Origin of the sequence: Massilia sp. LC238, assembly GCF_000735635.1 — a bacterium.
Lineage (GTDB): Bacteria > Pseudomonadota > Gammaproteobacteria > Burkholderiales > Burkholderiaceae_D > Telluria > Telluria varians.
This window is the reverse complement of record NZ_JNNN01000051.1, coordinates 51,191-77,221: the sequence shown is the minus strand read 5'-3', so window position 1 is coordinate 77,221 and position 26,031 is coordinate 51,191. Positions and strand designations below refer to the sequence as shown.

The window sequence follows — 26,031 nt, the reverse complement described above, 5'->3', positions numbered from 1 at the left end:
GTGCCGCGGCCCATCCTGCCGCGGCTGGCGCGATCGCGGCGCCTGCCGGCCCCACCGCCAGGCCGAAGCTGGAGCTTCCCCTGTGCGCCCCACCGGAGGAAACTTGAACGCACCGTTTTCCCCGACGACCCATGCAGCCCGGATCGTCACGCCCATGTCCAAGCGCCGCCCTCCGGCAGCCATGCTGGCCGCCATGCTGGCGCTGTGCGCATTCCATGTTCCCGATGCCGCCGCGGCAGGGCGCAAGTCCGCGCCGCCGCCGGTTGCCGATTTCACCCAGCTGACCGGCACCCGCGCCGGCAGCTGCACGGCGCCCGTGGAACCCGGCCTGGCCACCCTGGGCGCGCCGACGCTGCGCCATTGCGCTTGGAGCCAGCACCTCGAAATGCTCTACTGGCAGGACATCTCCGCCAGCCCCAACACCTGCCTGCCGGCGCCGGCGATTGCCTGGCACCGCCTCGGCGCCGGGGTCGGTGCGGTATTGCGCCCATGGAGCGCGGCCTGGAACGGCCAGTCGATGCTGGTCCAGACCGGCGGCAGGGTGCAGGCCGGCATGGTCTGGCAAGGCGAGGGCGGGCAGTGGTCGGCGGTGCTGTGGCGCTGGCGTCCGTCCGACCGGCTTCCGACCCGCAACTGGCAGGCCGGCCACTGGAAGAAGGTCGCCGAGGCGGTGCGCGCGATCGACGCCGCCAATCCGGCGCCGCAACGCACGCCCTTGATGACGGCCTGGCTGGACGCCACCAACGGCAAGCCGCGCCTGCAGGCGGCCGATTCCTGGCGCTGGGTCAGCGAGGCAAGCTGCCTGGACCTGCGCACGGCCAGCCTGGGCCAGGCCCAGATGCACCTGCCTTACTCGCGCGACGACGCCCGCCTGGAGCAGCGCAGCGCGATGCAGGTACTGCTGGCGCGGCGCTTCCCGGCGGCCGAGTGGCTGCGCAATTTCAGCCTGATCGAACCCTCCATCTCTGGCGACCGTACCGGCGCCAAGTTCCTCGCCGTCTGGCGCGAGAACACGACGGTATCGGGCCAGTTGTGGATTCCGCTGCGCGACGCCGGCGGCATCGTGCGCGCGCGCATCTCGAGCGAGCTGCCGGCCGCCCCCGCACCCGCCCTGCAAGAGGCGGCCAAGGCGCGCGCCGCCGTGCTCGAGCGCGAATTGAGCACGCTTGCCCACGCCTGGGAGGCCCGCCATGAATGAAGATTTCTCGACGCCCCTGTGGCTGTTGTCGCCACTGGCCGTTCTGGGCGCCGGCCTGATGCTGGCACTGGTGCTCGGCATGCTGCTGCAGCGCTTCAAGGTGCCCAAGCTGTATGGGGCCGTGCTCGCCGGGCTGCTGCTGGGCGCGACCGGCGGCAACCTGATCGACCGTCCGCTGCTGGCGCAATTCCAGGAACTGCTCAACGCCGCCTCGGCCCTGGTGCTGTTCGAGGTCGGCCGCAAGATGGACCTGGCCTGGCTGCTCAAGAGCGGCCGCCAGGGCGGCAGCCTGCTGCTGGCCACGCTGGCGCGCTTCGTGGCGGTGGCCGTGACCCTGCGCCTGCTCGGGCTGCCGTGGGGCGCATCGATCTTCATCGCCTCGATCCTGATCGCGGTGAACCCGGTGATCGTCAATTCGATGGCGGCCGACGAGAACGCCAGCGGCACCAGCACCTTCGCCACCGCCAACATGGTCGGCCTGAGCAGCCTGGTCGCGCTCCTGATGCTGGCGCTGACCATGGCGTGGACGCGCAGCCAGGGCGTCGATGCAGGTACCGGCCAAGGCGCCGGCTTCGGCGAGGAACTGATGCGCCAGGGCGGCAAGCTGGTGCTCGGCGCGGCGATCGCCTTGCTGTCCTACGGCCTGTACGCGGCCGCGACGCGGCTGTGCAAGGTGCCGGCCACCATGCGCCCCGGCATGCTGCTGGCCGCGCTGCTGATCGACCTGGGCCTGTGCTCGGTGTCGGCGGCCAGTTCGCTGCTGTCCCTGCTCTTGATGGGCCTGCTGCTGCGCAACGTCGAGCGGCGCGACAACGTGTTCCAGGCCCAGCTCAAGACCGCCCAGGACATCGGCTACGTGCTGCTGTTCCTGATGTCGGCGGCACTGGTGGACCTGCAGGGGCTGGCCCAGGGCTGGACGATGCTGGGCGCGCTGGCCGTGTTCGCGGTGCGCATCCTGGCCACCCGCGCCGCGCTGGCGCCGGCCACGGCCTGGGACCGCAACAAGAAGCACGCGATGGCCCTGCAGATGTGCTCGCTGGTCAGCTATGGCGGGCTGGTGGTCGACACCACGCTCAACGCCTATACCGGCCTGGATCCCGCTTCCAGCGAGATGATGGGCGCGCTGCTGGCCCTGAACGTGCTGCTGGCGCCGGGCCTGACCTGGCTCGGGCTGCGCATGGCGGGTGAAACGTATCGGCAGGAAGCGCGCCAGGGCGCGCCCCACGAGGAACGCAGCGTTGGCTACAAGGAGGAGATGAAGGCATGAGCGCACCCCTGAACAATGACGAAGCGGCGCGCCTGGCGCAGGCCCAGGCACAGGCGGTGTCGGGCAAGGGCCCGGCCTTCCTGCCGGACTTCAAGTCCTCGACCGTGGGCACGATGGGCATCGAGCTCGAGCTGATGGTGCTCGACCGCCTGACCTATGACCTGTTCCCGGCCGCGCCCGACATCCTGCGCATCCTCGACCAGCACGACAAGCCCTGGGTGCACACGCCGGAGATCACGACTTCGATGCTGGAAGTGGCGACCTCGATCCTGCAGTCCTACGGCGAGGCCAGCGAGCAGCTCGAGCATATCCGCAGCACGGTCCAGCGCGCCGCGTTCGAGGTCGGCGCCTCGGTGTCGGGCGGCGGCGCTCATCCGTTCCAGCGCTGGAACGAGCAGCGCATCTTCCCGAAGGAGCGTTATTTCGAATCCGAGCGCAAGTACGGCTACCTGGCCAAGCTGTTTACCGTGTTCGGCATGCACGTGCACATCGGCGCCGGCACGGCCGACGAGGCGGTGCGCCTGTGCGCCTGGCTGACCCAGCGTGCGCCGCTGTTCATTGCGCTGTCGGCCAATTCGGTGTGCTGGCAGGGCGAGGTGTCGGGCTTCTGCAGTTCGCGCAGCAACGTGGTCGGCGCCTTCCCGATGAGCGGCATCCAGCCGCACGAGTTCCGCAGCTGGCAGGACTTCCGCGATTATTTCGAGCGCCTGGCCGGTTTCGGGATCGTCAACAGCATCAAGGATTTCTACTGGGACGTGCGACCCAAGCCGGAGTACGGCACCATCGAGCTGCGCGTGCTCGATACCCCGCTGCGGCCGGAATACGCGGCCGCGCTGGCCTGCTATGCGCGCGAACTCTGCCTCGAATTCGCCGACCAGCCGGGGCGCTGGCCGTCCAACGGCAGCCGCGAGCTGTACACCTGGAACCGCTTCAACGCCGCCCGCGACGGCGTCGATGCCAGCTGGATCGACCCGGAAACCGCCGTCTCGCTGCCGGTGGCGGAAGTCATCCGCGACGACCTTGAACGCCTGGGACGCCGCTCGACAGACCCCGATTTCGCCAAGGCGCGCGCGGTGATCGAGGCCCTGATGAAGGATGGCGGACAGGCCGGCCTGTTGCGCCGCCACCTGGCGGGCGGCGGCGGGATGAACGACCTGGCGCGGGTGGCCAGCGAGATCTTCGAGGCGCGCCAGCCGGCCCACAGCTGAGTCAAAGCTGCCGGGTCAGAGCTGGGACAAGGGCGTGCGTCCAGCCGCCTCGTCCACGTCCAGCCGGGCGATCAGGCGCGCGAGGTTCTGCTCCAGCTGCTCCAGGGTTGCCTCGTCCAGGCTGGCCAGCGCATCGGGCAGCACCCCGGCGAAGGGCAAGGGCGCACGTTTGAGCACCTCGCGCCCGGCGTCCTGCAGGTGCAGCGCGACGTTGCGCCGGTCGGCGCCTTCGCGGCTGCCGGTGACGAAGCCGCGTTCGACCAGCCCGCGCACCAGGTTGCTGGCGGTCGATTGGTGGATGTCGAGTTCGCGCGCCAGGCCGGTGGCCCCGATGCCGGGATGGCGATCGATGACCGACAGCGCCCACAGTTGGGCGCCGCCAAGGCCGGCCTCGCGCTCGACCTGGCGGAAATGGCTCTTGACTGCGTTGAAAACGATACGGAACTGCCGCAGGACGCGCTGTGGCTGCTCGTCCTCGACTGGGGGGGCGGGATTCTCTGGCATGGGGCGATCATAGCGGAAATTCGGTGCGCCGGCACGGACGGTCGCTGCCTTTGCGCTGCCAACGTGGCCCGGCCGAAACGTGGCGCGGCCCCAGCCCGCATTTGCTAGCATAGGCGGCATGAATCGGCTGCTCGCCCATCCGCTGACACAGCGGCGGCGCCTCGTGTCGCGCGCTGCCGTGGCGACCCTCCTGGCCGGGCTCGCGCTGACGGCAACCCTGTTCGGCGTGGCACGCGAGCTGGAGGCGGAGAATGCGCGCGCCGATTTCGAGCAGCGCACCGCCGTGCGCACGGCCGCGGTCACGCGCGCCTTTGCCGATGCCGTGCACGACCTGCGCGCGCTCAACCTGCTGTTCACCGCCTCTGGCGGCGCGGTTTCGCGCGACGCCTTCGATGCCTTCGCCCAGCCGCTATCGGCCGGCGACGGCTACCTGAAAGCCCTCGAGTACCAGGGCTTCGTCAGCCGCGCCGAGCGTCCCGCTTTTGAAGCGGCGCGGCGCCGCTTCTGGCCCGGCTTCACCATCACCGAGCGCGGTCCGCGCGGTGAACTGCTGCCTGCGCGGCCTCGCGAGCGTTACCTCGTCAACGACTACGTGGTCCCGATCGCCAGCAATGCCGGGGTGTTCGGCTACGACGTCCTGTCCCATCCCGTCGAGCGTGCCACGATCGAGCGCGCGATCGACTCCGGTGAAGCCACCGCCAGCCCGGTGCTGCGCCTGGTGCAGGGCGACGGTTCGCTGCGCGGCATGGTGGTGGCGATGCCGGTTTACCGCACCGGCACGGAGCTAGCAAGCGTGGCGGCACGGCGCACGGCGGCCCTCGGAATCACGGCGGTCGTGATCGATATCGGCCTGCTGGTCGGTGGCAGCCTGTACGCGGGGCGCCTGTTGTCCGACAGCGACGCCGCGCTCAAGGTGTATGGCCATACTGCCCGCGGCGAGCGCGTGGCCGTGTTCAGCCACCCAGGCGCGCCGCCCCTGCAGGAGCCCTGGGAGCGCTGGCTCGGCGGCGGGCCAAGTGCGCTCACCCGGGGTTTCACGGTCGCAGGGACCCGCTGGGAACTGACGGCGGTGCGCCTGGCGCGCGGCCTCGACAGCCAGGTGGGCTCGCTGTCGATCCTTGGCTACGGCTGCGTGTTGAGCGTGGCCGCCGCGGTCCTGGTCCAGCAGCGCAGCGCCCGCACCCGGCGCATCGAGTCGCTGGTCGAGCGCCGTACCGCCGACCTGGCCCTGACCACCGGCGCGCTGCGCCTGCACCAGCGCGCCATCGAAGCTGCGGCCAACCCGATCCTCCTGATCAACGCCACCCGCCACGGCTACCCGATCGACTACGCCAACCCGGCCTGCGAACGCACGCTCGGCTACGGGCCGGGAGAGCTGGTGGGCAAGCCGCTGGCCAGCCTGGCGCGCCAGGACGCCGACGAGCCCGGACTGGAAGAGCTGCGCCAGGCCCTGTACGAGTGCCGCAAGGGCCACGCCCTGGTGCGCCAGGCCACGCGCGACGGCCGCGAGCTGGTCAGCGAAGTCTATATCGCCCCGGTCAAGGGCGCGCGCGGCAAGACCGAGCATTTCGTGGTCACCACCTACGACGTCACGGTGGCCAAGCGCTACGAGGCCGAGCTGGCGCACCGGGCCCGCTACGACACGCTCACCGGACTGGCCAACCGCGCGCTGCTGGCCGACCGCATCGAGCGCGCCATCGCCAGCGCCAATGGCACGCCGGTGTGGGCGGTGGCGCTCGACATCGACCACTTCAAGCTGGTCAACGACACGCTCGGGCGCCGCCTCGGCGACGAGGCGCTGCGCGCCCTGGCCGCACGTATTGCCGGCGCGATCCGCCAGGCAGACACCGCCGCGCGCTCGGGCGGCGACGATTTCATGCTGGTGCTCACCGATTGCCGCGACGAGCGCCAGGCCGCGGCGCGGCTGCAGGCGGTGCGCGAGGCGCTCGCCGAACCGCTCGACGTCGACGGCCACACCCTGGTGTTCGGCTCCAGCGCCGGAGTGGCCGGCTATCCGGTCGACGGCCTCGATCCGGAAACCCTGGTCAAGCACGCCGAGGTCGCCATGTACCGCGCCAAGCAGACCGGCCGCAACGCGGTGCAGTTCTACGCCCCGCACATGAATGCGCACGCAATTGACCGGCTGGCCCTGGAAGGCGCGCTGCGCAGCGCCTTGCGCGAAGACCAGTTCGAGCTCTACTTCCAGCCGCAGGTGGAGCTCGGCAGCGGATGCGTGGTGGGCACCGAAGCACTGATCCGCTGGCGCCATCCGCACTTCGGCACCGTGCGGCCGGAGCGCTTCATCGCGCTGGCCGAGGAAACCGGCCTGATCGTGCCGATCGGCGCCTGGGTCCTACGGGCCGCCTGCCGCCAGAACCGCGACTGGCAGCGCGCCGGCCTGGGCAACCTCCGGATCGGCGTCAACCTGTCGGCGCGCCAGTTCTCCGAACCCGACCTGGTGCAGACCGTACGCACGGTGCTCGACGAGACCGGATTGAAAGCCGATTCGCTCGAGATCGAGCTTACCGAGAGCATGATGATGGCCGACGTCGAAGCGGCGATCGATACCATGCGCTGCCTGAAAGCGATGGGGGTGAAGCTGTTGATCGACGATTTCGGCACCGGCTATTCCAGCCTGGCCTACCTGAAGCGCTTCCCGGTCGACGTGCTCAAGATCGACCGCTCGTTTGTGCGCGACATGGTCAGCCCGGACGGCGCGGCCATGGTCGACGCCATCATTTCGCTGGCGCACGGCTTGCGCATGCAGGTCATCGCCGAAGGCGTCGAGACCATCGAACAGCTCGACAACCTGCGCGCCTACGGCTGCGACGAGGTGCAGGGCCACATCTACGGCCGCCCGGAGCCGGTGCAGACGGTCGAAGCGCTGCTGCGCAAGGGCAGGGTGGAGCCCACTCCGGTGCATGCTTGACGCGATTTCAGGCGCTGCCCGTATCGCTGGCGACCCGGACCGGGGTTGTCGCGCCGGTCAGCTATACTTGTCGCATACGCAACGCGCACAGGCATGTGCGCTTCACCGGCAATCGCAGCAAGGATTTCTATAGTGGATCAGGAAGAAAAGAGCGGCACCCGCGGCGGCTCGGACGACAAGACTGGAAACGGCGCCCCCGGCGCCTCGCGCCGCGCCGCGCTCGGCCAGCACGGCAAGCGCCTGTTCGAGGGCGCGCGCGGACGCGCTCAAGCGGGGTACTCGATGGCGCAGGCGCGGCTGCGCGACCGCCCGCGCTGGGAACAGGCGGTACTGATCGGGCTGGGGAGCCTCGCCGCCGGCCTGATGGCCTTCTTCCTCTACCTGGTAATCCTGATTCCGCTCACGCCCGGCATCGACGACCTGCGCCAGGCCAGCACCGCGCGCCCGAGCGTGATCCTGTCGAGCGACGGCAAGGAGCTCGGCAGCTTCGAGAAGGGCCTGCAGGAGCGCGTCAAGCTGTCGCAGATCTCGCCGCACGTGATCAAGGCCCTGATCTCGACCGAGGACCACCGCTTCTATGACCACCACGGCGTGGATTTCCGGCGCGTAGCCGGCGCTTTCGTCGCCACCGTGAAGGGCGACCCGCAGGGCGGCTCGACCATTACCCAGCAGCTGGCGCGCAACATGTTCCCGGAAGAGATCGGCCGGGCGCGCAGCATCAACCGCAAGATGAAGGAACTGATCACCGCGATCAAGATCGAGAACACCTACAGCAAGACCGAGATCCTCGAGGCCTACCTGAACACGGTGCCCTTCCTGTACAACGCCTACGGCATCGAGATGGCGGCGCGCACCTATTTCGGCAAGTCGGCCGCCAAGCTGGACGTGCTGGAAGCCGCCACCCTGGTTGGCATGCTCAAGGGCACCCACTACTACAACCCGGTGGCCAACCCGGAACGCTCGAAGGCGCGCCGCAACGTGGTGCTGGCGCAGATGTCCAAGCACGGCGCGTTCAGCGAGGAGCGCTACCGCGCCTTGGCCAAGCGCCCGCTGCGGGTACGTTTCGCGCGCCTGAACGACCGCAGCGGCAAGGACGATCACTTCACCGCCTTCGTGCGCAAGTGGCTGCTCGACTGGGCCGAGGAAAACGACTACGACCTGCAGCTCGACGGCCTGGTGGTGCATACCACCCTCGACATGGACCTGCAGGCGGCCGCGGTGCGCGCGGTCGAGCGCCAGGCCAATACGCTGCAGGCGATCGCCGACGTCGAATGGGCCTACCAGGGCATGCCGCGCTCGACCTCGGCCGGCATGTACACGTCGATGCGGCGCGAGGTCGATCCTTTCGCCTGGTATTGGCGTTCGCATCCGCGCGAACTCGACGCCTTCGTGCGCGAAAGCGGCGAATACCGCCAGGCCGTGGAGGATGGCGAAGCGCCGGCCGCGGCGCTCAAGCGCCTGAAGGCCGACCGCGAGTTCATGCGCGAGCTCAAGACGAGCAAGTCGCGCCTGGAAGCCGGCTTCGTGGCGATGGACCCGCACACCGGCGAGGTGCGCGCCTGGGTCGGCAGCCGCAGCTTCGAGCGCGACCAGTTCGACCATGTGGCCCAGGCCGCGCGCCAGCCCGGCTCGACCTTCAAGCCGATCGTCTATGCCGCCGCCCTGGAGAGCGGCATTTCGCCCGACCAGACCTACCGCGACGTGGTGCAGGACATCAAGGTGGGCGGCACGGTCTGGCGCCCGACCGACATGTCCGGCAACAGCGGGGCCATGATGAGCATGCGCGACGGCCTGGTGTATTCCAAGAACACCATCACCGCGCAGGTGATGCAGCAGGTCGGGGTCAACCCGATCGTGCGCCTGGCCCAGGGCATGGGCATCCGCCAGAGCAAGCTGGCGGCGGTGCCGTCGCTGGCACTGGGCACCAGCCCGGTGACCCTGCTCGAAATGGTCAGCACCTATAGCACCATTGCCGCCCAGGGCGAATACCGCAAGCCGGTGTTCGTGCGCCGCATCACCGACCGCGACGGCAAGACCATTGCCGATTTCGCGCCGGACGCCCCGGAACGGGCCCTGTCGCAGGATGCCGCGCTGAACCTGATCGACATGCTGCGCGGCGTGGTCGACCGCGGCACCGGCGGCGGCGTGCGCTACCGCTTCGGGGTGAACGGCGACCTGGCCGGCAAGACCGGCACCACCCAGAACAATACCGACGGCTGGTTCATCCTGATGCACCCGAACCTGGTGGCGGGCGCCTGGGTCGGCTTCAACGACAACCGCGTGACGATGCGCAGCAGCTACTGGGGGCAGGGCGGGCACAACGCGCTGCTGCTGGTGGGCGACTTCATGCGCAGCGCCGTCGACGGCGGCAAGATCGATCCGAACGCACTGCTGCCGGGCGGGCGCACGCCGACGCCGCGCCGGTACCAGGAGCCGGAATACGTCGAGGAAGGTCCGGGCGAACTCGAGATCGAGGAAGGGATGGAAGGCGGAGAGGTGCCCGACCCGGCGCCGATCGAGGATGAGGACGAGCCGGTCGAGGCGCCGATCCAGCCGGCACCAAGCCAACCGGCGCCGGTGCAGACGGCGCCGCCGATGCAGTTGCCGGACGTGGCGCCCCCGCCGCCAAGCTCGGGCGAGGAAGAGATCATCTAAGGCTGGTCGGCCTGTGCCGTCCGCTCCGGCGCGCCACCGCGCAGGAGCGGATACGGGTTGACCGGCCCGGCCTTGCCGTACACCCCGTAGTGCAGGTGGGGCGGCGTGGTGCGGGCGTTGCCGGTATTGCCGACGTAGCCCAGCACCCGGCCTTCCTCGACCCGCATGCCCGGCGCCACGTCCGAAAAACGGTCGAGGTGGGCGTAGTAATGACGCTGGCCGCCCGGTCCCAGCACCCACACCACCTGGCCGCCGAGGCGGTTGGTCCCGACCCGCAGCACGATGCCTTCGGTGGCGGCGCGCACCGCCGTGCCGCGTTTGGCGAAGATGTCGATGCCCTCGTGCCTGCGGCCCTCGCTGCGGCTTGCATGCCAGGTATCGCGCAGCGCCTTGGGGCGCACGCCGCTGACCGGCATGGCGAGGGCGCCCGGCACCGGCATCGCCGCGAGCCGCATCGCATACACGGCATGGCGCACCCAGGGCTCGAGCAGGCCCCAGGCGGCAATCAGGAGTACGGCAAGTAGCAGGCTGCGCAGGAAAATTCGCATGGCGGCATGGTCCATGAAGCGTTCGACAGTGAACACGTATGGGCGAAGCGCCGGATTTACAGACTCAGGCCGGGTCGAGTGTGGGACGCGCCGATGCGGCACCGTTTGCGTCCTGGGCCGGCGGCGTGTCGAGCGCCGGATCCTGGCGCAGCGGCAATACCAGGGTGAAGGTGCAGCCCTGGCCATGGCCTGCGCTGTGTACCGACACCTTGCCGCCATGCAGCGCGCTGAGTTCCTTGACCAGGGCCAGGCCGAGCCCGAGGCCGCCCTGGGCGCGGTCGATGCTGGTCGGGCCTTGCACCAGCACGTCGAAGATCAGGGGCAGGAGTTCCGGCGCCAGGCCGACTCCGGTATCGCAGACTTCCACCAGCACTTCCTTGCCGCTGGTCTTGCAGCGCACCGTGATGCTGCCGCCGGACGGCGTGTACTTGATGGCGTTGTGCAACAGGTTGTCGACGATCTGCTCGAGGCGGGTGCGGTCGCCGTCGACCCAGCAGGGTACGAGCTCGGCTTCCCAGTGATGGTTGCCGGCGTCGACCAGGCGCTTGGCCTCGACGCAGGAACGCAGCACCTCGGACAGGTTGATCGGCGTGCGCTGCAGGACGATCTTGCCCGACAGGATGCGCTGCACGTCGAGCAGGTCGTCGACGATGCGGACCAGGTGGCGCATCTGGCGCCGGCTGATCTCACGGGCATTCGCCGCCAGCTCCGGCTTCACGCCCGGCATGTCGAGCACGCTCATGGCGCCCGAGATCGCCGCCAGCGGGTTGCGCAATTCGTGTCCCAGCATGGCCAGGAAGCTGTCCTTGGCCTGGCTCTGGGCTTCGGCGACCCGGCGCGCGCGCTGTTCGCTCACCAGGAGCTGCTCGCGCTCGTACTGCAGCGCCTGGCGCGCCGCGCTCTCGCGCGACAAGGCCTCGCTGGTGTAGTGCAGGCCGTCGAGCAGGGCGTCGACCTCGTCCACCTTGGTCGGGCGCGGCCGGGCGACCGCGCCGCGCGCCAGCGCATTGGCGACGCTGCCGGCCTGCTGCAGGGCGTTCGACAGCTTGTTGCCGAAGAACACGGCAGTCAGGAGCGCCATGCCCATCAGCAGGATCAGCGCCAGCGTGGCATAGGTGGCGGCGGTGCGGGCGGCCGCCTCGATTTCGGCCACCGGCACCCCGATGACGATGGTCCAGCCGCTGGCCGCCGCACGCGTGAAGATGCCGTAGACCTCGGTTCCTTCATGGGTCACGTGGCGCAGCACCCCGCTGCCGGCAGGCAGGGCGGCAGTGCGCATGTCGGGGTGCATTGGCTTGCCGGCGGACGCCGCCCCGTGGCGGTTGCGGGCGATGGTCACGCCCTTGGCGTCGAAGATGCCGACCAGCCAGGTGGGTTCGAGCGTGCTGTTGGCGAATACCCGTTCGAAGTAGCGGGCATCGAAAATCTGGCTCACGACAAAGCGCGGCCCCTGGCCTGGCGGCGACGCGACGTCGACCGACACCACTGCCCGTTTCGACGTGGGCCCGTAGAAATATCCGGACACCCGGGTTTTCTCGGTGCGCAGCACCTCGTCGACGTAATGGCGCGTTGCGCCCTTCAGCTCCGTGCCGAAGGGCGTGAGGGTGTTGAAGACCGGTTGGTAGCGCTCATCCACCAGGGTGGTCCAGGACATGCGATCGTCCCCGTTCAAGCGCGTCGCAAGCCGGTACACGCGCTCAAAGTTCTGCTCGCCGAGCGCTTCCGAATTGGCGATCACGCGCAGCAGGGCCTCCTTGACCGCGATCTCGCGGTCCACCAGCAGTGCGGTGGAACGCGCCGTTTCCTGCACGCGATGGATGCGCGATTCACGCTCCCAGTCCAGCAGCATGGACACGCCGATCCAGAACGCCAGGGCGACCGGGATCAGGATGGCGGCCGCCATCAAGTACAGATAAGTGCGCGTTTTCATGCGGGCATGGCGTCGGTGTGGGATGGTGGACGCGCCATGATTGTGTCATGGCAATATGGCAAGCTTAACAGGTTTGATTGTCGGGCTGGGAGCTTTTTCAGCGCCCCTTGCCGGCCCCGGATTCCCAGCCGCGCTCGCGTGCCGCCCGTTCGGCCGCGGCGTCGAGTGTGCTGCCCTTGATCCGGGCATCCACGGCATCGAGTACGGCCGGCGGCAACTGCGCAGACGCCTGGCGATAATCGGCTTGCTGCGCCGGGCTGTCAGCCAGCACCGGAATGCGCCAGCGGCCGCCTTCGCGGCAGGCCAGTCCGCTCGAACCGCCCAGCTGGAAAGTGCGGCAATACCCGCCGGAGGCCGACTGGAAGCTCAGGCCGACGCGCACTTCCCCCGTGCCGCTGTCCCGGGCCAGCTGGCGGTCGAGCGCCTCGGCGAGGCGGCCCCCGGCGGCCAGCTCGCCGCCTGGCCCCTGGGCCAGGGCCGGCGCGCTGCCGCCACCCAGCCATCCCGTGCCAAGGCTGCCGGCCAGCACGCCGACCGCCAGCGAGGCGGCGAGGGCGCCCCATTGGGGCCACGACACGCGGCGCCGGAGGCGTGCACGATCCTCCGGCGCCGTCGCGTCGCGTGCGGCGCGCGCTGCGCCCAGATCGAGAACCCGGGCCGCAGCCGGCGGCTGCAGGCGTTCGGGTACCGGTTCGTCGAGGGCCCCTGCAAAAGCGGCAAAGACATCCTGGCGCAAGGCCTGGTGGCGTGCAACGGCCGCCGCCACGGCGGGGTCGTCGCGCATCGCCTGGGCGATGGCGGCGCGTTGTGCCGGATCGAGTTCGCCGTCGGCATAGGCCATCAGGGTGTCGTCGTCGTAATTCATGCGCGTGCTTTCGTGTGGTCGGACAGGACCTGCTGCAAGGCGTCACGGGCCCTGGCCAGGCGGCTGGTTAGGGTACCCACGGGAATCTCGAGCACCTCGGCGGCTTCCTTGTAACCCAGGCCGTCCACCAGCACCAGGCCGACCACCAGCCGGTGCTCTTCGGACAGCAGGCTCACCGCCTTCTGGATCGCCAGGCGCTGCTGGTGCGCCTGCGCGAAGTCGTCTCCGACCTGCTCGCCCGCTTCTTCGGGAGCGAACAGCTCGTCGCGCCGGGCACGGCTGCGCACCTCGTCGATCCAGGCGTTCTTGATGATGCGGAACAACCAGCTGTCGAGGCGTGTCCCCGGCGTGTACTGCTCGCTGCGGCCGAGCGCGCGCTCCATCGCGATCTGGACCAGGTCGTCCGCGTCTTCGCGATGGTAGGTGAGCGAACGCGCGAAACGGCGCATCCGCGGCAGCAGGGCGGCAATCTCGCTGGCTAGCATGTTCGGCGGTCTTTCAAGGATAACGTGCGGCGCAGGGATTTTATTCCATCGTCGATTCGTTCATACATATCTCAGGTGCAATCCTCAGTTGCAATCATATATGATCCTCGCATGAAAACAGGTCGACTCTTGCTCGTTTGCATGTTGCTTGCCGCCGCCTCGCCGGCCCGTGCCCAGCTCGGTTTGCCGACGCTGCCTTCCTTGTCCTTGCCCGAGCGTATCGGCCCGCTCGGGACCGGGGAACTGCGGCGGCCGCTCGAGCGCCTGCTGGACCGGACGCCGCTGCCTGACTTGGGACGCCTGCGCGTCGACCGGCTCGCCGGCCTGCTGGCGCGCCATCCGCAGCGCCTGGCACAGGATCCCGACGGGAACGTCATCGTGCGCGGCGAGATCCTGGCCTGGTCGCCGGGCCCGGCCGGCATGCAGGCCGCCGCCGCAGCCGGCCTGTCCATTGTGCGGGAGGAGGCCTATCCGGACCTCGGCCAGCGCCTGGTGGTGTTCCGGGCGCAGCTAGCGAGCGGGCCATCCGTGGCCAGCCTGCTGGAGGCGCTGCGCTCGGCCGATCCGGAGGGTGTCTACGACTTCAACCACCTGTTCAGCGGCAGCGGAGCGCAGACCGGGGACGGCGCCGGCCTCGCGTCCGGACCGGGTGCGGGCGCTGCGGTACGTGTTGGCCTGGTGGACAGCGGCGTCGACCGTTCCCACGTCGTGTTCGACAAGGTCGAGGTCCGCCAATGGGGATGCGGCGGCGCGCAGCATCCGGCGCCGCACGGGACGGCCGTGGCCGCCCTGATGGTCGGCCGTTCGCCCCATTTCAGCGGCGCGGCGCCCGGCGCCAGCCTGTATGCGGCGGACGTCTATTGCGACGAACCGGCCGGCGGATCGGTCGACCGAATCATGGCCGCGCTCGGCTGGCTGGCGCGCGAACGGGTCGGTGTGGTGAACATCAGCCTGGTGGGTCCGCGCAATGCGGCGCTGGAGCGCGCGGTAGCGGCACTGGTGGGACGTGGACACCTGCTGGTGGCGGCGGTCGGCAACGACGGCCCGGCGGCGGCGCCGTTGTACCCGGCCAGCTATCCGGGCGTGGTCGGCGTGAGCGGTGTCGACCGGCGCGGCCAGCCCTTGCCCGAGGCCGGGCGCGGACCGCAGGTGATGTTCGCAGCCCCGGGGAATCACATGGTCAGCGCGGTACCCGGCAGTCCGCCCTACCGGCAGGTGCGGGGTACCTCGTATGCCGCGCCTATCGTGGCGGGGCTTCTGGCGCGCGACCTGGCGCGTCCCGATCCCGAGGCAGCCCGGCGTGCGCTGGCCGCATTGGTACGTGAAGCGAAAGCCACGGATGGCAGCATCAGCAATGCGACCGGTCATGGTGTGGTCGGAACCGAGGTCCGTATCGACCCCGCGCGCCTGCGCTGAACTTTTGGCGCTGTCACCGTTCGATGTTGGACCTACCCAGCGCTATTCGCAGCATCGCTTCCGCCGATCCGACACGACGTCCGTCGATCGCCCACTGCCAGCCGAGATAATTGGGCAGATAGCGCGAGGCCACGCCATTGAAGCGGGAAAGCCAAGGTTTGAGGCTTGCCGCCTGCATTGCCACCTCCACTGTCGATCGGACAGTGGTTCGACATCGGCCCAGCTCAACGGTTCAAGATCTCCAACACGTAACGGTGACAGCGCCGAACTTTTTTTTTGCGTTGATGGAATAAATCGCCACGCGGCATCGTTTTCCTTGTATCGGCAGCGAAATCAGTCGCGCCACTCACAAGGAGAACACCATGAAAGCCAAGAAGATCGTCCAGCACATCGTCATCGCCCTGTCCCTGGGTGTCGCCGCATCCTCCCATGCCCAGTTGCTGGGTGGCGGGTCCCTTGGCGGCTCGGTTGGCGGCATGATCGGAGGGGGCATGGGCCGGATGGGCGGCATCGACGCGTCAAGCATGGTGCGCGGCGCCGGCCGCCTGGATGCCGAAGTCGCACGCCCGACAAGGAGCATGGCCGGCCAGGCCGTCGAGCGCGTACGGGAAGCACGCCCGCAGCCGGATGCGCCGGGCGCCGGCCGCGGACTCGGCGGCGTGAACGGCGCCCTGGCGGGCACGGTGTCGGGCGATGGCGCCGCGACCGGTGCACTCGGCCCTGGCCAGGCCGCCGGCGGCTTGCGCGGCGCGGCGGATGTGGCCGCCGACAGGGTGGCGCAACTGCGTTCCGCCGGCCGGGACGCCGCAGGCAGCGGCAGCGCGGCCGTACATAGCGGCGTGCGGGCAGCAGGCGAAGGTGTACGCGGCGGCGGCCAGGGCGCAAGGTCCATGCTGGCAGCTGCGACGGGATCGGTGTCGGGCACCGGCGCGCTGTCGCAGCCTGCCGGTGCCGGGGCACAGGATGGAAGCAGCGCGTCTGCTGCGGGCGAAAACGCTGCAAACCTCGGCCTGGATGCATCCGGCGCAGCGAGCATGGCCGGCAGTGCAGGCCGTGCGGTACGTGCAGGCTCGGACGCCGATTCCGGCAGCGCCAGGAAGTCCACCTCGGCTAAGGGCGGCGCTGCGGCCTCCCTCTCGCTGAGCGCAAACGCCTCGGCCCGGGGCCGTGCGAACGGCGCAAACTAGCTCCTACAGGATCGGGGTCCCGCCCGTCACCGCGATGCGCGCCCCGGAGATGTAGCTGGCCTGGTTGGAAGCCAGCAGCACGTAGACCGGCGCCACCTCGGCCGGCTGGCCGGGCCGCTTCATCGGCACCTGCTGGCCGAAGCTTTCGACCTGGTCGGGCGGCATGGTGGCGGGAATCAGCGGCGTCCAGATCGGACCCGGCGCCACCGAGTTCACGCGGATGCCTTTCTCGGCCAGCAACTGGGCCAGGCCGGCAGTGAAGTTGGCGATGGCGCCCTTGGTGGCGGCATAGGCCAGCAGGGTCGGTTTCGGGTTGTCGGAATTGATCGAGGTGGTGTTGATGATCGATGAGCCCGGCTGCATGTGCCGCACCGCCGCCTTGCAGATATGGAACATCGCGGTGATGTTGACCTTGAAGGTATACTCCCATTCGTCGTCAGGGATCTCTTCCAGCGAGTCGTGAGTCATCTGGAAGGCGGCATTGTTGACCAGCACGTCGATGCGCCCGAATTCCTGCACCGCCTTGTCGACGATCGCGCGGCAGTGACTCGGTTCGGCCAGGTCGCCCGGCACCAGCACCGCCTTGCGGCCGGCTTCCTCGACCAGGCGCGCGGTCTCCTGCGCATCCTCGTGTTCGTTCAGGTAAGCAATCAGGACATCCGCTCCCTCGCGCGCGAAGGCCAGGGCGACGGCGCGGCCGATGCCGCTGTCGCCGCCGGTGATGAGGGTGGCCTTGTCCTTCAGCTTGCCGGAGCCCTGGTAGCTCGACTCGCCGTGGTCGGCCTTCGGCGTGAGCTGCGCCTCGGTGCCCGGCGGTTCCTGCTGCTGTGCTGGCTGTTGCGTTTGGGTCATCGCGTTTCCTTTCGGTCAGTGATTGAGGTAGCGCGGGCGCGCGGAAGCTGCGCCCGGCGTGTCTTCGTTGGCGGCCGGCTTTTCCTCGCCGCGCAGGTCGCGCGCCTCGGGCGCTTCCTGCAGCAAGACGTGCTGGGGACGCGGCGCGGTCGAGATGCCCAGCTCTTCGAACATTTGCATGGCGTCGAGGTTGATGGCCTGCTGGGTGTCCATGTAGAGGTCGAAGCTGGCGTCGAGCATGGTGTAGACAATCTCGTACTCGATCCAGTTCTGGTCGAGCGTCTTGAGGTGGGCGCGGTCAAAGCGCAGCTTGTCGTGTTTCGCGACGATCTCGCGCAGCATCTCCGGCACCCGCGCCGCCAGCTCGCGCGGCGTGGTCGGGCTGGCGCGCAGCGTGAACACGATCCTGCGCGTGCTCATGCGCCGGTAGTTGTAGACCGTGTTGCGCAGCAGTTCGGCGTTTGCAACGATGATCTGCTCGCCGCCAAGGGCGCGTACCCGTGTCGTCTTCAATCCCACATGCTCGACCGTGCCGCTGAAATTGTTGACCGTAATGAAGTCGCCGACCTCGAAGGGCTTGTCCACCGCGATCGACATCGAGGCGAACAGGTCGCCCAGGATGTTCTGAACCGCCAGCGCGATGGCCACGCCGCCGATACCGAGGCTGGCGACGAAGGTGGTGACGTTGATGCCCAGGTTGGACAGCATGGCCAGCACGAACACCACCCAGACCGTGGTCTGCAGCAGCCAGATCACGACCGTGTGGGCGACCGTGACCTGGTCGTCGACCGCGCCGCGTCCGTGGCTCAGGAAATAGCGGCGCGCGCCGATCTTGACGGCGCGGTGCAGGAAGGCGGCGATCTGGATGCCGAGCGTGAAGAACCACAGGTGGCCCAGGCGCGTGTTCCAGGGTTCGGGCAGGTCCAGCACCGACAGGCCGATCAGGATCGAGGTGGCGACGATGGCGAACACGCCGGTGTGGGCCAGGGTCTTGCCCAGTACCTGGGCGATGGTACGGTGCTGGTGCTCCTCGCTCAGCTGGCCGAGCCGGCGGCGGAACAGGATCAGGGCGCCGTGCATTAGCGCGTAGCTGGCGACGGTGGCGGCGACGGCGAACAGGGCGTTCGGCAGAGTTATGTCAAGAGATGCAAATAATTGGGAAAGATTGTTCAAACCGGACTCCTTATCGGGAGGGCCGGCGCCGGCCGCGCGTGCCGGAATAGGCGGGGAAGGGCATGCGGCAGCGGCGCACGGTTGGCAGCGCGCCGCGCGATGGCCGGCCAGGGCCAGGCGCAGGCGCGCCGGATGGGCGCCGTGAAGCCGGCGCGGGCAGGGAGCGGGCCCCTTGCCCGCACCGTGGGATCAGTGGCGCTTCAGGTGCTCGCGCACGGCTTCGGCGCTCGGGCCGACCTGTTTCACCGCGCGTTCGAGCTCTTCCTTGCTCACGCCGAGCGCTTCGGTCCAGTGGCGCACTTCCCATTCCTCGTTGACGTTGATGCGGGCACGGTCCTGCGCGCCACGGTTCTGCAGGTTGTCGGACATGATGGCCTCCTTGTTCACTTTGCTTGCCGCCAGAGTGCCAGCCACAACCGATGCATTCCGTACGCTGTTTCACCTTGCGCGCCATTCTCGACCCGGCATCGACCCGCGGGCCGTGCCAATGGCAACTTTTTGAGGTACGCTTACCATATCGATACCAATCGCACCACAAGGAGGAGACCCGCATGTCCGCACCCTACGAAACCGCCCAGCCCGAACGCAGCGCCGTCGACGCCATGCCCGGCACCGTGATGCTCGACTTCGGCGCCAACTGGTGCGGCTACTGCCGCGCCGCCGAGCCCCTGATCGACGAGGCCCTGGCGGGCAGCCAGGGTGTGCGCCACGTGAAAGTGGAGGATGGTCCCGGTCGCCCGCTGGGGCGCTCGTTCCGCATCAAGCTGTGGCCGACCGTGGTCGTGCTCAAGGATGGGCAAGAGGTGGCGCGCGTGGTGCGTCCGGTGTCCGCCGACGAAGTCCGCGTCGCACTGGCCCAGGCCGGTGCAGCATGAGCGAGGCCGCCGCCGCCGCCCCTGCCAACAAGCCGCGCACGGTCCTGTTCGCGAGCCTGATCGGCACCACCATCGAGTTCTACGACTTTTACATCTACGCCACCGCGGCGGTGCTGGTCTTCCCGCGGCTGTTCTTCCCGGCCGCCGACCCGGCCGCGGCGACCCTGCAGTCGCTGGCCACCTTCGCCATCGCCTTCTTCGCCCGGCCGGTGGGTTCGGCCGTCTTCGGCCACTTCGGCGACCGCATCGGCCGCAAGGCGACCCTGGTGGCGGCGCTGCTCACCATGGGCATCTCCACCGTGCTGATCGGCCTGCTGCCCACCTATGATTCGATCGGCACGCTGGCGCCGTTGCTGCTAGCCCTGTGCCGCTTCGGCCAGGGCCTGGGCCTGGGCGGCGAGTGGGGCGGGGCGGTGCTGCTGGCGACCGAGAATGCGCCGCCGGGAAAACGCGCCTGGTACGGGATGTTCCCGCAGCTGGGGGCGCCGATCGGCTTCTTCCTGTCGGGCGGCACCTTCCTGCTGCTGGGCACCCTGATGGCGGACGAGGAATTCTTCCGCTGGGGCTGGCGGATTCCCTTCCTGGCCAGCGCGCTGCTGGTCCTGGTCGGCCTGTACGTGCGCTTGAAAATCACCGAGACCCCGGATTTCCAGAAGGTGCTGGATCGTAACGAGCGGGTCAAGGTGCCGGCGCTGGCGGTGCTCAAGGACCATACCCGCGCGCTGGTGCTGGGCACCGTCGTCGCGCTGGTGACCTTCGTGGTGTTTTACCTGATGACGGTGTTCGCGCTGAGCTGGGGCACGACCAGGCTGGGCTTTTCGCGCCAGGCCTTCCTCACCATGCAGCTGGTCGCGGTGGTGTTCTTCGCGCTGACGATCCCGCCGTCGGCGCTGCTGGCCGACCGCCACGGACGGCGCATGGCGATGATCCTGGTGAGCGCGGCGATTGCCGTGTTCGGGCTGCTGTTCGGGCCGCTGTTCGGTTCCGGCAGTCTGGTCGCGGTGGCTGCCTTCATGGTGCTCGGCATGTGCCTGATCGGCTTTACCTACGGGCCGCTCGGCACCTTGCTGGCCGAGCTGTTCCCGGCCGAGGTGCGCTACACCGGGGCCTCGCTGACCTTCAATTTCGCCGGCATCCTGGGCGCTTCGCTGGCGCCCTACATCGCCACCTGGCTGGCCACCAACTACGGGCTGGCCTGGGTCGGCTACTACCTGACGGCCGCGGCACTGCTGAGCTTGTTTGCCTTGCTGGCGGTCGGGGACGGGCACACCGGGGCTGCGCCGCAGCCGGCGTCCCGCTAAATGACGAAGGGCCCCGAACGGGGCCCTTTTGACGTTCGTCCCGGCCGCTGGCCTCAGAACGAATAGACCATCGTCAGCGAAGTCTGGGTATCGGTGTTCTTCTTGCCGTCCGGGACGCTGGAGTCGTTGCGCGCGCTGAAGCCGGCCTTCATCTGCATGGTCGAATTGATCTTGGTGCTGAGCGAGGTCTCGGCCACCGAACGGGTGTTGGAGGTGCCTTTCTCGACGCTGACCGTCTGGGCGAAGAAGGCCGAAGGGCTGACGCGCCAGCGCAGCTGGGCCGCGCCGCGCACCGTGAGGCCGCTCTCGTCCTCGCCGGTGGCGCGCTCGCCGGCAAAATAACCCGGGCCGATCTCGACGTCGAGCGAGGTGTCGGGGGTGTTGAGCCAGCGCGAGCCGTGGCCGACCGCGATCGAGGAATAGCGGTTGTAGGCGCCGAAGCGGTCGGTGACATGCGAGCCGATCACGAAGGCGCGCTTGTTTTCGCCCAGCAGCTTGAGCGATGCCTTGGCCGAGGCGGCAAAGCGTTCCGCCGACTTGCTGCGCTCGATGTTGCCGTCGTCGTTCTCGTATTCGTCTTCCTTGAAGAAGCCGCTGACGACGAATTCATGGCTCCAGTTGGCGGTCTCGTGGCGGGCGTCGATCTTGCCCGTGACCGAGGTGCCGGTGGTGTTGCCCGAAGTGGTGATCGCGCCCAGCTCGGCCGAAGTGAACCATCCGCCTTCGGGGATCTCGGGCTTGGCCACGGAGATCGGCCCGTGGACGTTGCCGACCGCCGGGAGGTCGAAGTCAGCCTGTGCGGCGCCATGGAAGGCGCACAGGCCGAGCGCAAGAAGAGATGCAGGGAATTTGAAGTGTTTCATAAGCACTGTATTGCCAGCAAGATGCGCGACATTGTATCCCAAAGAACGCGCAAAACGGTGCTTTGAGACACATTTGGCGCGTTTTAATCAACTCCCTTGGATGTCTGGCATCGGACCGAGCTAGGTTCCGATCACGACGATCTTGAACGTGAACAGGGCGGCAATCACCCAGACCACCGGCGCCACCTCGCGTGCCCGGCCGGTCAGCAGCTTGAGCACCGCGTAGCTGATGAAGCCGAAGGCGATGCCTTCCGCGATCGAGAAGGTGAAGGGCATGACGAGGGCGGTGACCGCGGCCGGGATGCTCTCGGTGGAATCGCCCCATTCGACTTCGCCCAGGTCGGACAGCATCAGGCAGGCGACGAACAGCAGGGCCGGCGCGGTGGCGTAGGCCGGGACCACGCCGGCCAGCGGCGCGATGAACAGGCAGGCCAGGAACAGCACCGCCACGGTCAGCGCCGTGAGGCCGGTGCGGCCGCCCGCCTGCACGCCCGAGGCGCTTTCCAGGTAGGCGGTGGTGCTCGAGGTGCCGAGCACGCTGCCGGCCACGATCGCGCCGCTGTCGGCCAGCAAAGCCTTGTTGAGGCGGTCCATCTTGCCCTCGACCAGCAGGCCGGCGCGGCGCGCTACGCCCATCAGGGTGCCGGTGGCGTCGAACAGCTCGACCAGGAAGAACACCAGCACCACGTTCATGATGCCGACCGACAGGGCGCCGGCGATGTCGAGCTTGAACAGGGTCGGCTCGATCGAGGGCGGGGCCGAAAAGATCCCGTTATAGGTGTTCCCGCCGAAGAAGAACGACAGCACCGTCACCAGCACGATGCCGATCAGGATCGCGCCCTTCACGCGCAGGCGGTCGAGCGCGACGATGGCGAAGAAGCCGACGATGGCCATGATGGCTTCCGGCTTGTGCAGGTCGCCGGCCTTGACCAGGGTCGCCGGGCTGGCTACCACGATGCCGGCGTTCTTCAGCGCGATCAGCGCCAGGAACATGCCCAGGCCGACCGTGATCGCGACCCGCATCGACTTGGGGATGCCGTTCACGATCATGCCGCGCAGGCCCAGCAGGGAAACCAGGATGAACAGGCAGCCGGACATGAACACCGCGCCCAGCGCCGCCGGCCACGGGATGCCCATGCCCAGCACCACGGCATAGGCGAAATAGGCGTTCAGGCCCATGCCGGGGGCCATCGCGATCGGGTAGTTCGCGTACAGGCCCATCACGGCGGTGCCGAGCGCCGCCACCAGGCAGGTGGCCACGAACACCGATTCCTTCGGCATGCCGGCGTCGCCCAGGATCGAAGGATTGACGAAGATGATGTACACCATCGTCAGGAAGGTGGTCAGGCCGGCCAGCAGTTCGGTACGGACGGTGGTGCCGCTTTGGGTGAGTTTGAAGAATCGGTCGAGCATTATTATTGGACTCCAGGCGTGTTTTGGCTGAAGCATAACACTCCGCGGTACTGCCGAGCGAGTATTGGCTGCTCCGGCATGCAGCGTGGCCCCGCGCATCGGTGCCAATGCGCTAACATGGCATCTCCATCATTACCACCACATGTCATGCCGAAGAATAAGCGTCCGCTGCCCCGTACCTCGAATAATCCGCGCGAGCCCGACAACGCCTCCGTGGCGCAGGACCTGGCCGACCTGGCCCTGGCGATCGCCGAAAGGGAGGAGGCGCCCGGCTTCGGCAGTGCCGACGAACGCGAGGAGGAACTCCTGGCCGCGGTGCGCAAGCTGCTGCGCAAGAAGCGCGACGAGGCGCTGTACGAAGCGATCGAAACGGCGCGCTATACCGATCCCGAGGCCTGCCGCCTGCTGCGCGGCCGCATCGAGGAAGAAGCCGCCAACCTGCGCCTGCGGCGCGAGGACGGCAACGGCAAGGGCGTGGAGTACGAGATCGACGCCTTCCTGATCCCGCTGTTCGTGCGCAGCACCGGGGGCCTGCAGGCCGCCGACACCTTCCAGGACGAAGAGGCCTTCGAGGCGCTGGCCAACAGCTTCCACCCGGCCGGGCTGGAGAGCGCCGGCGGCAAGCTGGTGCTGGTCCAGCACGCCTACGACCTGGCCGAGATCGACCACGTGTCCTATTCGAGCCTGCAGGAGATGCTGCGCGAGGCTGCCGGCACGCTGCTGGAGAAGAAACTGCAGCCGGCGCCGACCATCGAAGCGAGCATCCGCGGCTGGACCGGCGAGCGCTTCGCGCCCGACGAGTCGGCCCTGGAGCTGCGCTTCCTGCTGGGCTTTTCGCTCAAGCGTACCGACGACCCGTTCTATGCGGTGCCGCGCGACGAAGCGGGCGCCGACGCCTGGTACGCGGCGCGCGAGGAGCGCTTCCGCGCCTGGACCGCGCAGGCCGCCCCACTGGTGCGGCGCCTGCTGGGGCGCGAGCCCGACGGCATCCATGTCGACTTCCTCTACCAGGACCTGTTCTACGGCGCCAAGGAGCAGGGCGTGAGCGAGCTCACCACCCTCGGCATCCTGTCCGAGATCGCACGCACGCTGTCCGACAAGGACCTGGCGCCGGACCAGGTCCATGCCGCCGTCGCGCCGCTCGACGCGGGCGAGTACATCGTCCTGCGCATCAACCTGTATGCGCTCGACGGCGGCACGCCTTGGGGCAGCGTCGAGACTCCGGTCGACCTCGCCGCCGACCTCGGCGCGGAAATCGACAACCTGTGCGATGCGCTGCTGTCGCTCGGCCTGGAGGGCGTGTCGGTCGCCACCGGTTTCAGCGAGGACGGGCACGCCGAAGGCGCCGAACCCTACCAGCCGGGTTGACGGCGCTAAGGCCTTCCGACCGCGCTCCCGCCACCCCGGCGGCGCTTGCGGCGGCCGCATGGCGCCTTCAATCGCCGATTTCCCCAAACAAAGATCGCCGCCGGTGGTCCCGGCGGCGCCCCTGCGCGCCCGGGCACTGTAAAAAGTGCGATGACTTTTCGTAGTGGATTTTCTTGTATGGCTGTAGGAGCCACCCTACATGAGTGCGCTCAGCAGGCAGCTCTCTCCTATGAGAGGTCTTTGTAACATCTGGTTGCAACATTTCTACTTAGCAATATTTCAATGCATAAATGAAAATAATGGCAATTTTGCATGTTAAGATTAGCGGGTCCGGTGTGGGATTGAACCGCAATTGTCCACACCCGGGGAACTGGCCAACAGAGAGAAAACGCCAGGCTTTGCCAACAAAATAGCGCCACGAAGGCGAAAGGAAATGAATATGCCGACCTTGATCGTGTTTTGCCACCTGCGCTGGGATTTCGTCTTCCAGCGTCCCCAGCACCTGATGACCCGTCTGGCGGAACACTACGATATCCTGTTTGTCGAGGAACCGGTCTATAGCGAAGGGCAGGCATACCTGAAGAAGACGGCCGTCGCGCCGAACATCACGGTGTGCCAGCCGCATACCGGCATCCATGCACCAGGTTTCCACGATGACCAGCTTCCGACCCTGCAGACCCTGCTGGCCGACCTCGTGCCGGACGGCGAGCAGCCGGTCGTCTGGTTCTATACCCCGATGGCGCTGCCGCTGCTGCAGGGCCTGAACCCGTCCAAGATCGTCTACGATTGCATGGACGAGCTGGCAATGTTCAAGAACGCGCCGAAACAGCTGCTGCAGCGCGAAAGCGCGTTGCTGAACATGGCCGATGTCGTCTTCACCGGCGGCCCGAGCCTGTACCAGTCCAAGCGCGACCGTCACGCGAACGCGCACTGCTTCTCGAGCAGCGTCGACGCCAAGCACTTCCGCCAGGCCCAGGACCGCGCGATCTCGCATCCGGACCAGGCCCATATCGCGCATCCGCGCCTGGGCTTCTACGGCGTCATCGACGAGCGCCTCGACGTCGAACTGGTCTCCAAAATGGCCGACGCCCATCCGGAATGGCAGATCGTGATGGTCGGCCCGGTCGTCAAGATCGACCCGGCCACGCTGCCGAAGCAGCCCAACGTCCACTACATGGGCCAGCGCAGCTACGACCAGCTGCCGAAGTTCCTGGCCGGCTGGGACGTGTGCCTGCTGCCGTTCGCCATGAACGATTCGACCAAGTTCATCTCGCCGACCAAGGTGCTCGAGTACATGGCGGCCGAGCTGCCGGCGGTGTCGACCCCGATCACCGACGTCAAGGTGCCGTATGGCGACGTGGTGGCGGTCGCCGCGACCCCGGAAGAGTTCATCGCCGCTTGCGAACGCCAGCTGGCCCTGAGCGAAGGCGAGCGCCAGGTCATGGCCAAGCGCATGCGCGAAGTGGTGGCCAATACCTCCTGGGACCTGACCGCCAGCCGCATGCACGAGCTGATCGAAAGCGCCGTGCCGGGCCGCCACGCGCGCCTGCCGGCCAATCCGGATGTCGCCAAGGCCGACGTGCTGCCGGTGAAGGCGGCCAAGGTCCCGGTGGCGAAGAGCGCCTGACAGGGTAAGCGGCCAGCGCACCGGGCAACCGGTGGCGCTGACTGGCGACGGCACGGCGGCGGACCCTCGCGGGTACCGCCGCCGTGTTTTTTTGCGTGCGTCGCTCCCCGCGTAGGGTGGGCGGCTCTACCCGGCAATGTCCCCCTCAATGGCGTATGGGCGGCCCACGCGGTGATAGCTAGGGGCTCCGATTGCGGACACGACGATCTCGCCGCTGACGATCACCGCGTGGGCGGCGCCAAGACCGCGGGCCGGCCCCGACCTTTGGTAGAGCCGCCCACCCTACGGGTATCCGCTGCGGGCGTCGTACGAACAAAAACGGCGCGGTGTCCTGGGACACCGCGCCGTTTTGACCATGTTGCGAGGG

Annotated in this window: 22 protein-coding genes; 11 read left to right on the top strand and 11 right to left on the bottom strand. The window is 68.3% G+C overall.

Translation table 11 applies throughout. From position 1 onward, the window contains the following. Window positions 1–103: 103 nt before the first annotated feature. Genes FG94_RS13930 through FG94_RS13920 form a run of 3 tightly spaced genes read left to right on the top strand, consistent with a single transcriptional unit; the run spans window position 104 to window position 3,673 of the window. The gene (locus tag FG94_RS13930; RefSeq protein WP_152570981.1) at window positions 104–1,198 is read left to right on the top strand and encodes a hypothetical protein; all 1,095 of its coding nucleotides are present in this window, start codon (window positions 104–106) and stop codon (window positions 1,196–1,198) included. Further along, window positions 1,191–2,465: a cation:proton antiporter gene (locus tag FG94_RS13925; RefSeq protein ID WP_036212611.1), complete on the top strand. Its 1,275-nt coding sequence runs from the start codon at window positions 1,191–1,193 to the stop codon at window positions 2,463–2,465. The genes FG94_RS13930 and FG94_RS13925 overlap by 8 nt, the downstream gene beginning before the upstream one ends. After that, window positions 2,462–3,673 carry a YbdK family carboxylate-amine ligase gene (locus FG94_RS13920; protein ID WP_036212608.1) on the top strand — a complete coding sequence of 404 codons (1,212 nt, stop codon included), beginning with the start codon at window positions 2,462–2,464 and terminating at the stop codon, window positions 3,671–3,673. The genes FG94_RS13925 and FG94_RS13920 overlap by 4 nt, the downstream gene beginning before the upstream one ends. A 15-nt stretch (window positions 3,674–3,688) precedes the next feature. On the opposite strand, the gene FG94_RS13915 is transcribed toward FG94_RS13920, so the two are convergent. Next, on the bottom strand, window positions 3,689–4,177 hold the full coding sequence (locus tag FG94_RS13915; protein ID WP_036212605.1) for a MarR family winged helix-turn-helix transcriptional regulator: 489 nt from the start codon (window positions 4,175–4,177) through the stop codon (window positions 3,689–3,691). A gap of 118 nt (window positions 4,178–4,295) precedes the next feature. Between FG94_RS13915 and FG94_RS13910 the strand changes: the two genes are divergently transcribed. Next, window positions 4,296–7,106 carry an EAL domain-containing protein gene (locus tag FG94_RS13910; RefSeq protein ID WP_051996669.1) on the top strand — a complete coding sequence of 937 codons (2,811 nt, stop codon included), beginning with the start codon at window positions 4,296–4,298 and terminating at the stop codon, window positions 7,104–7,106. A gap of 132 nt (window positions 7,107–7,238) precedes the next feature. Next, window positions 7,239–9,761 (top strand): penicillin-binding protein 1A, encoded by a 2,523-nt coding sequence (locus tag FG94_RS13905; protein WP_307188120.1) that lies wholly within the window; start codon window positions 7,239–7,241, stop codon window positions 9,759–9,761. Here FG94_RS13905 and FG94_RS13900 read toward each other — a convergent pair. The 4 genes from FG94_RS13900 to FG94_RS13885 all read right to left on the bottom strand — a co-directional run bounded on the left by FG94_RS13900 (window position 9,758) and on the right by FG94_RS13885 (window position 13,589). Next, window positions 9,758–10,309: a M23 family metallopeptidase gene (locus FG94_RS13900; protein WP_051996689.1), complete on the bottom strand. Its 552-nt coding sequence runs from the start codon at window positions 10,307–10,309 to the stop codon at window positions 9,758–9,760. The two genes, FG94_RS13905 and FG94_RS13900, sit on opposite strands and share 4 nt — an antisense overlap. Window positions 10,310–10,373: 64 nt before the next feature. Continuing rightward, complete coding sequence (locus tag FG94_RS26050) at window positions 10,374–12,239, bottom strand: sensor histidine kinase (protein WP_081925990.1); 1,866 nt, start codon at window positions 12,237–12,239, stop codon at window positions 10,374–10,376. Window positions 12,240–12,336: 97 nt separating this feature from the next. Next, window positions 12,337–13,104 carry a hypothetical protein gene (locus tag FG94_RS13890; RefSeq protein WP_036212603.1) on the bottom strand — a complete coding sequence of 256 codons (768 nt, stop codon included), beginning with the start codon at window positions 13,102–13,104 and terminating at the stop codon, window positions 12,337–12,339. Then, window positions 13,101–13,589 carry an RNA polymerase sigma factor gene (locus FG94_RS13885; protein ID WP_036212600.1) on the bottom strand — a complete coding sequence of 163 codons (489 nt, stop codon included), beginning with the start codon at window positions 13,587–13,589 and terminating at the stop codon, window positions 13,101–13,103. Before FG94_RS13885 ends, FG94_RS13890 begins: the two co-directional genes overlap by 4 nt. Before the next feature lie 111 nt (window positions 13,590–13,700). Between FG94_RS13885 and FG94_RS13880 the strand changes: the two genes are divergently transcribed. Further along, window positions 13,701–15,005, top strand: a complete 1,305-nt coding sequence (locus tag FG94_RS13880; RefSeq protein ID WP_081925989.1) for a S8 family serine peptidase — start codon at window positions 13,701–13,703, stop codon at window positions 15,003–15,005. A gap of 13 nt (window positions 15,006–15,018) precedes the next feature. Here the strand turns inward: FG94_RS13880 and FG94_RS27315 are convergent, their stop codons facing one another. Then, window positions 15,019–15,183, bottom strand: coding sequence for a hypothetical protein (locus tag FG94_RS27315; protein ID WP_200879977.1), 165 nt, complete (start codon window positions 15,181–15,183; stop codon window positions 15,019–15,021). A gap of 184 nt (window positions 15,184–15,367) precedes the next feature. Here FG94_RS27315 and FG94_RS28460 point away from each other — a divergent pair, with 184 nt between their 5' ends. Continuing rightward, window positions 15,368–16,192, top strand: a complete 825-nt coding sequence (locus FG94_RS28460; protein WP_036212597.1) for a hypothetical protein — start codon at window positions 15,368–15,370, stop codon at window positions 16,190–16,192. 3 nt (window positions 16,193–16,195) lie between these two features. On the opposite strand, the gene FG94_RS13870 is transcribed toward FG94_RS28460, so the two are convergent. From FG94_RS13870 to FG94_RS13860, 3 genes are all read right to left on the bottom strand, one after another. Beyond that, a complete protein-coding gene (locus FG94_RS13870; protein ID WP_036212594.1) occupies window positions 16,196–17,044 on the bottom strand; it encodes an SDR family oxidoreductase in 849 nt (282 codons plus the stop codon). Window positions 17,045–17,059: 15 nt separating this feature from the next. Then, window positions 17,060–18,217, bottom strand: coding sequence for a mechanosensitive ion channel family protein (locus tag FG94_RS13865; protein WP_051996663.1), 1,158 nt, complete (start codon window positions 18,215–18,217; stop codon window positions 17,060–17,062). Between the two features lie 189 nt (window positions 18,218–18,406). Then, complete coding sequence (locus FG94_RS13860) at window positions 18,407–18,586, bottom strand: DUF3606 domain-containing protein (protein WP_027864044.1); 180 nt, start codon at window positions 18,584–18,586, stop codon at window positions 18,407–18,409. A 182-nt stretch (window positions 18,587–18,768) separates the two neighbouring features. Between FG94_RS13860 and FG94_RS13855 the strand changes: the two genes are divergently transcribed. Together FG94_RS13855 and FG94_RS13850 are read left to right on the top strand one after the other, a co-directional pair. Further along, window positions 18,769–19,092 carry a thioredoxin family protein gene (locus tag FG94_RS13855; RefSeq protein WP_027864045.1) on the top strand — a complete coding sequence of 108 codons (324 nt, stop codon included), beginning with the start codon at window positions 18,769–18,771 and terminating at the stop codon, window positions 19,090–19,092. Next, window positions 19,089–20,393 (top strand): MFS transporter, encoded by a 1,305-nt coding sequence (locus FG94_RS13850; protein ID WP_036212591.1) that lies wholly within the window; start codon window positions 19,089–19,091, stop codon window positions 20,391–20,393. Before FG94_RS13855 ends, FG94_RS13850 begins: the two co-directional genes overlap by 4 nt. Before the next feature lie 53 nt (window positions 20,394–20,446). Here FG94_RS13850 and FG94_RS13845 read toward each other — a convergent pair whose 3' ends face one another. Then, entirely contained in the window at window positions 20,447–21,256 is an 810-nt protein-coding gene (locus FG94_RS13845; protein ID WP_036212589.1) for a YdiY family protein, read from the bottom strand. Window positions 21,257–21,376: 120 nt separating this feature from the next. Next, window positions 21,377–22,669: an NCS2 family permease gene (locus FG94_RS13840; RefSeq protein ID WP_027864047.1), complete on the bottom strand. Its 1,293-nt coding sequence runs from the start codon at window positions 22,667–22,669 to the stop codon at window positions 21,377–21,379. 147 nt (window positions 22,670–22,816) lie between these two features. On the opposite strand from FG94_RS13840, the gene FG94_RS13835 reads away from it, so the two are divergent. Then, complete coding sequence (locus FG94_RS13835; RefSeq protein WP_036212585.1) at window positions 22,817–24,037, top strand: hypothetical protein; 1,221 nt, start codon at window positions 22,817–22,819, stop codon at window positions 24,035–24,037. A 439-nt stretch (window positions 24,038–24,476) separates the two neighbouring features. Then, window positions 24,477–25,664, top strand: coding sequence for a glycosyltransferase (locus FG94_RS13830; RefSeq protein WP_081925987.1), 1,188 nt, complete (start codon window positions 24,477–24,479; stop codon window positions 25,662–25,664). Window positions 25,665–26,031: the final 367 nt, after the last annotated feature.

Excerpts from the sequence above, each read along its gene's own strand:
- FG94_RS13925 (WP_036212611.1), top strand. The coding sequence starts at position 1,191 with ATGAATGAAGATTTCTCGACGCCCCTGTGGCTGTTGTCGCCACTGGCC.
- FG94_RS13920 (WP_036212608.1), top strand. The coding sequence starts at position 2,462 with ATGAGCGCACCCCTGAACAATGACGAAGCGGCGCGCCTGGCGCAGGCC.
- FG94_RS13915 (WP_036212605.1), bottom strand. The coding sequence starts at position 4,177 with ATGCCAGAGAATCCCGCCCCCCCAGTCGAGGACGAGCAGCCACAGCGC.
- FG94_RS13910 (WP_051996669.1), top strand. The coding sequence starts at position 4,296 with ATGAATCGGCTGCTCGCCCATCCGCTGACACAGCGGCGGCGCCTCGTG.
- FG94_RS13900 (WP_051996689.1), bottom strand. The coding sequence starts at position 10,309 with ATGCGAATTTTCCTGCGCAGCCTGCTACTTGCCGTACTCCTGATTGCC.
- FG94_RS26050 (WP_081925990.1), bottom strand. The coding sequence starts at position 12,239 with ATGAAAACGCGCACTTATCTGTACTTGATGGCGGCCGCCATCCTGATC.
- FG94_RS13890 (WP_036212603.1), bottom strand. The coding sequence starts at position 13,104 with ATGAATTACGACGACGACACCCTGATGGCCTATGCCGACGGCGAACTC.
- FG94_RS13885 (WP_036212600.1), bottom strand. The coding sequence starts at position 13,589 with ATGCTAGCCAGCGAGATTGCCGCCCTGCTGCCGCGGATGCGCCGTTTC.
- FG94_RS13880 (WP_081925989.1), top strand. The coding sequence starts at position 13,701 with ATGAAAACAGGTCGACTCTTGCTCGTTTGCATGTTGCTTGCCGCCGCC.
- FG94_RS27315 (WP_200879977.1), bottom strand. The coding sequence starts at position 15,183 with ATGCAGGCGGCAAGCCTCAAACCTTGGCTTTCCCGCTTCAATGGCGTG.
- FG94_RS28460 (WP_036212597.1), top strand. The coding sequence starts at position 15,368 with ATGAAAGCCAAGAAGATCGTCCAGCACATCGTCATCGCCCTGTCCCTG.
- FG94_RS13870 (WP_036212594.1), bottom strand. The coding sequence starts at position 17,044 with ATGACCCAAACGCAACAGCCAGCACAGCAGCAGGAACCGCCGGGCACC.
- FG94_RS13860 (WP_027864044.1), bottom strand. The coding sequence starts at position 18,586 with ATGTCCGACAACCTGCAGAACCGTGGCGCGCAGGACCGTGCCCGCATC.
- FG94_RS13855 (WP_027864045.1), top strand. The coding sequence starts at position 18,769 with ATGTCCGCACCCTACGAAACCGCCCAGCCCGAACGCAGCGCCGTCGAC.
- FG94_RS13850 (WP_036212591.1), top strand. The coding sequence starts at position 19,089 with ATGAGCGAGGCCGCCGCCGCCGCCCCTGCCAACAAGCCGCGCACGGTC.
- FG94_RS13845 (WP_036212589.1), bottom strand. The coding sequence starts at position 21,256 with ATGAAACACTTCAAATTCCCTGCATCTCTTCTTGCGCTCGGCCTGTGC.
- FG94_RS13840 (WP_027864047.1), bottom strand. The coding sequence starts at position 22,669 with ATGCTCGACCGATTCTTCAAACTCACCCAAAGCGGCACCACCGTCCGT.
- FG94_RS13835 (WP_036212585.1), top strand. The coding sequence starts at position 22,817 with ATGCCGAAGAATAAGCGTCCGCTGCCCCGTACCTCGAATAATCCGCGC.
- FG94_RS13830 (WP_081925987.1), top strand. The coding sequence starts at position 24,477 with ATGCCGACCTTGATCGTGTTTTGCCACCTGCGCTGGGATTTCGTCTTC.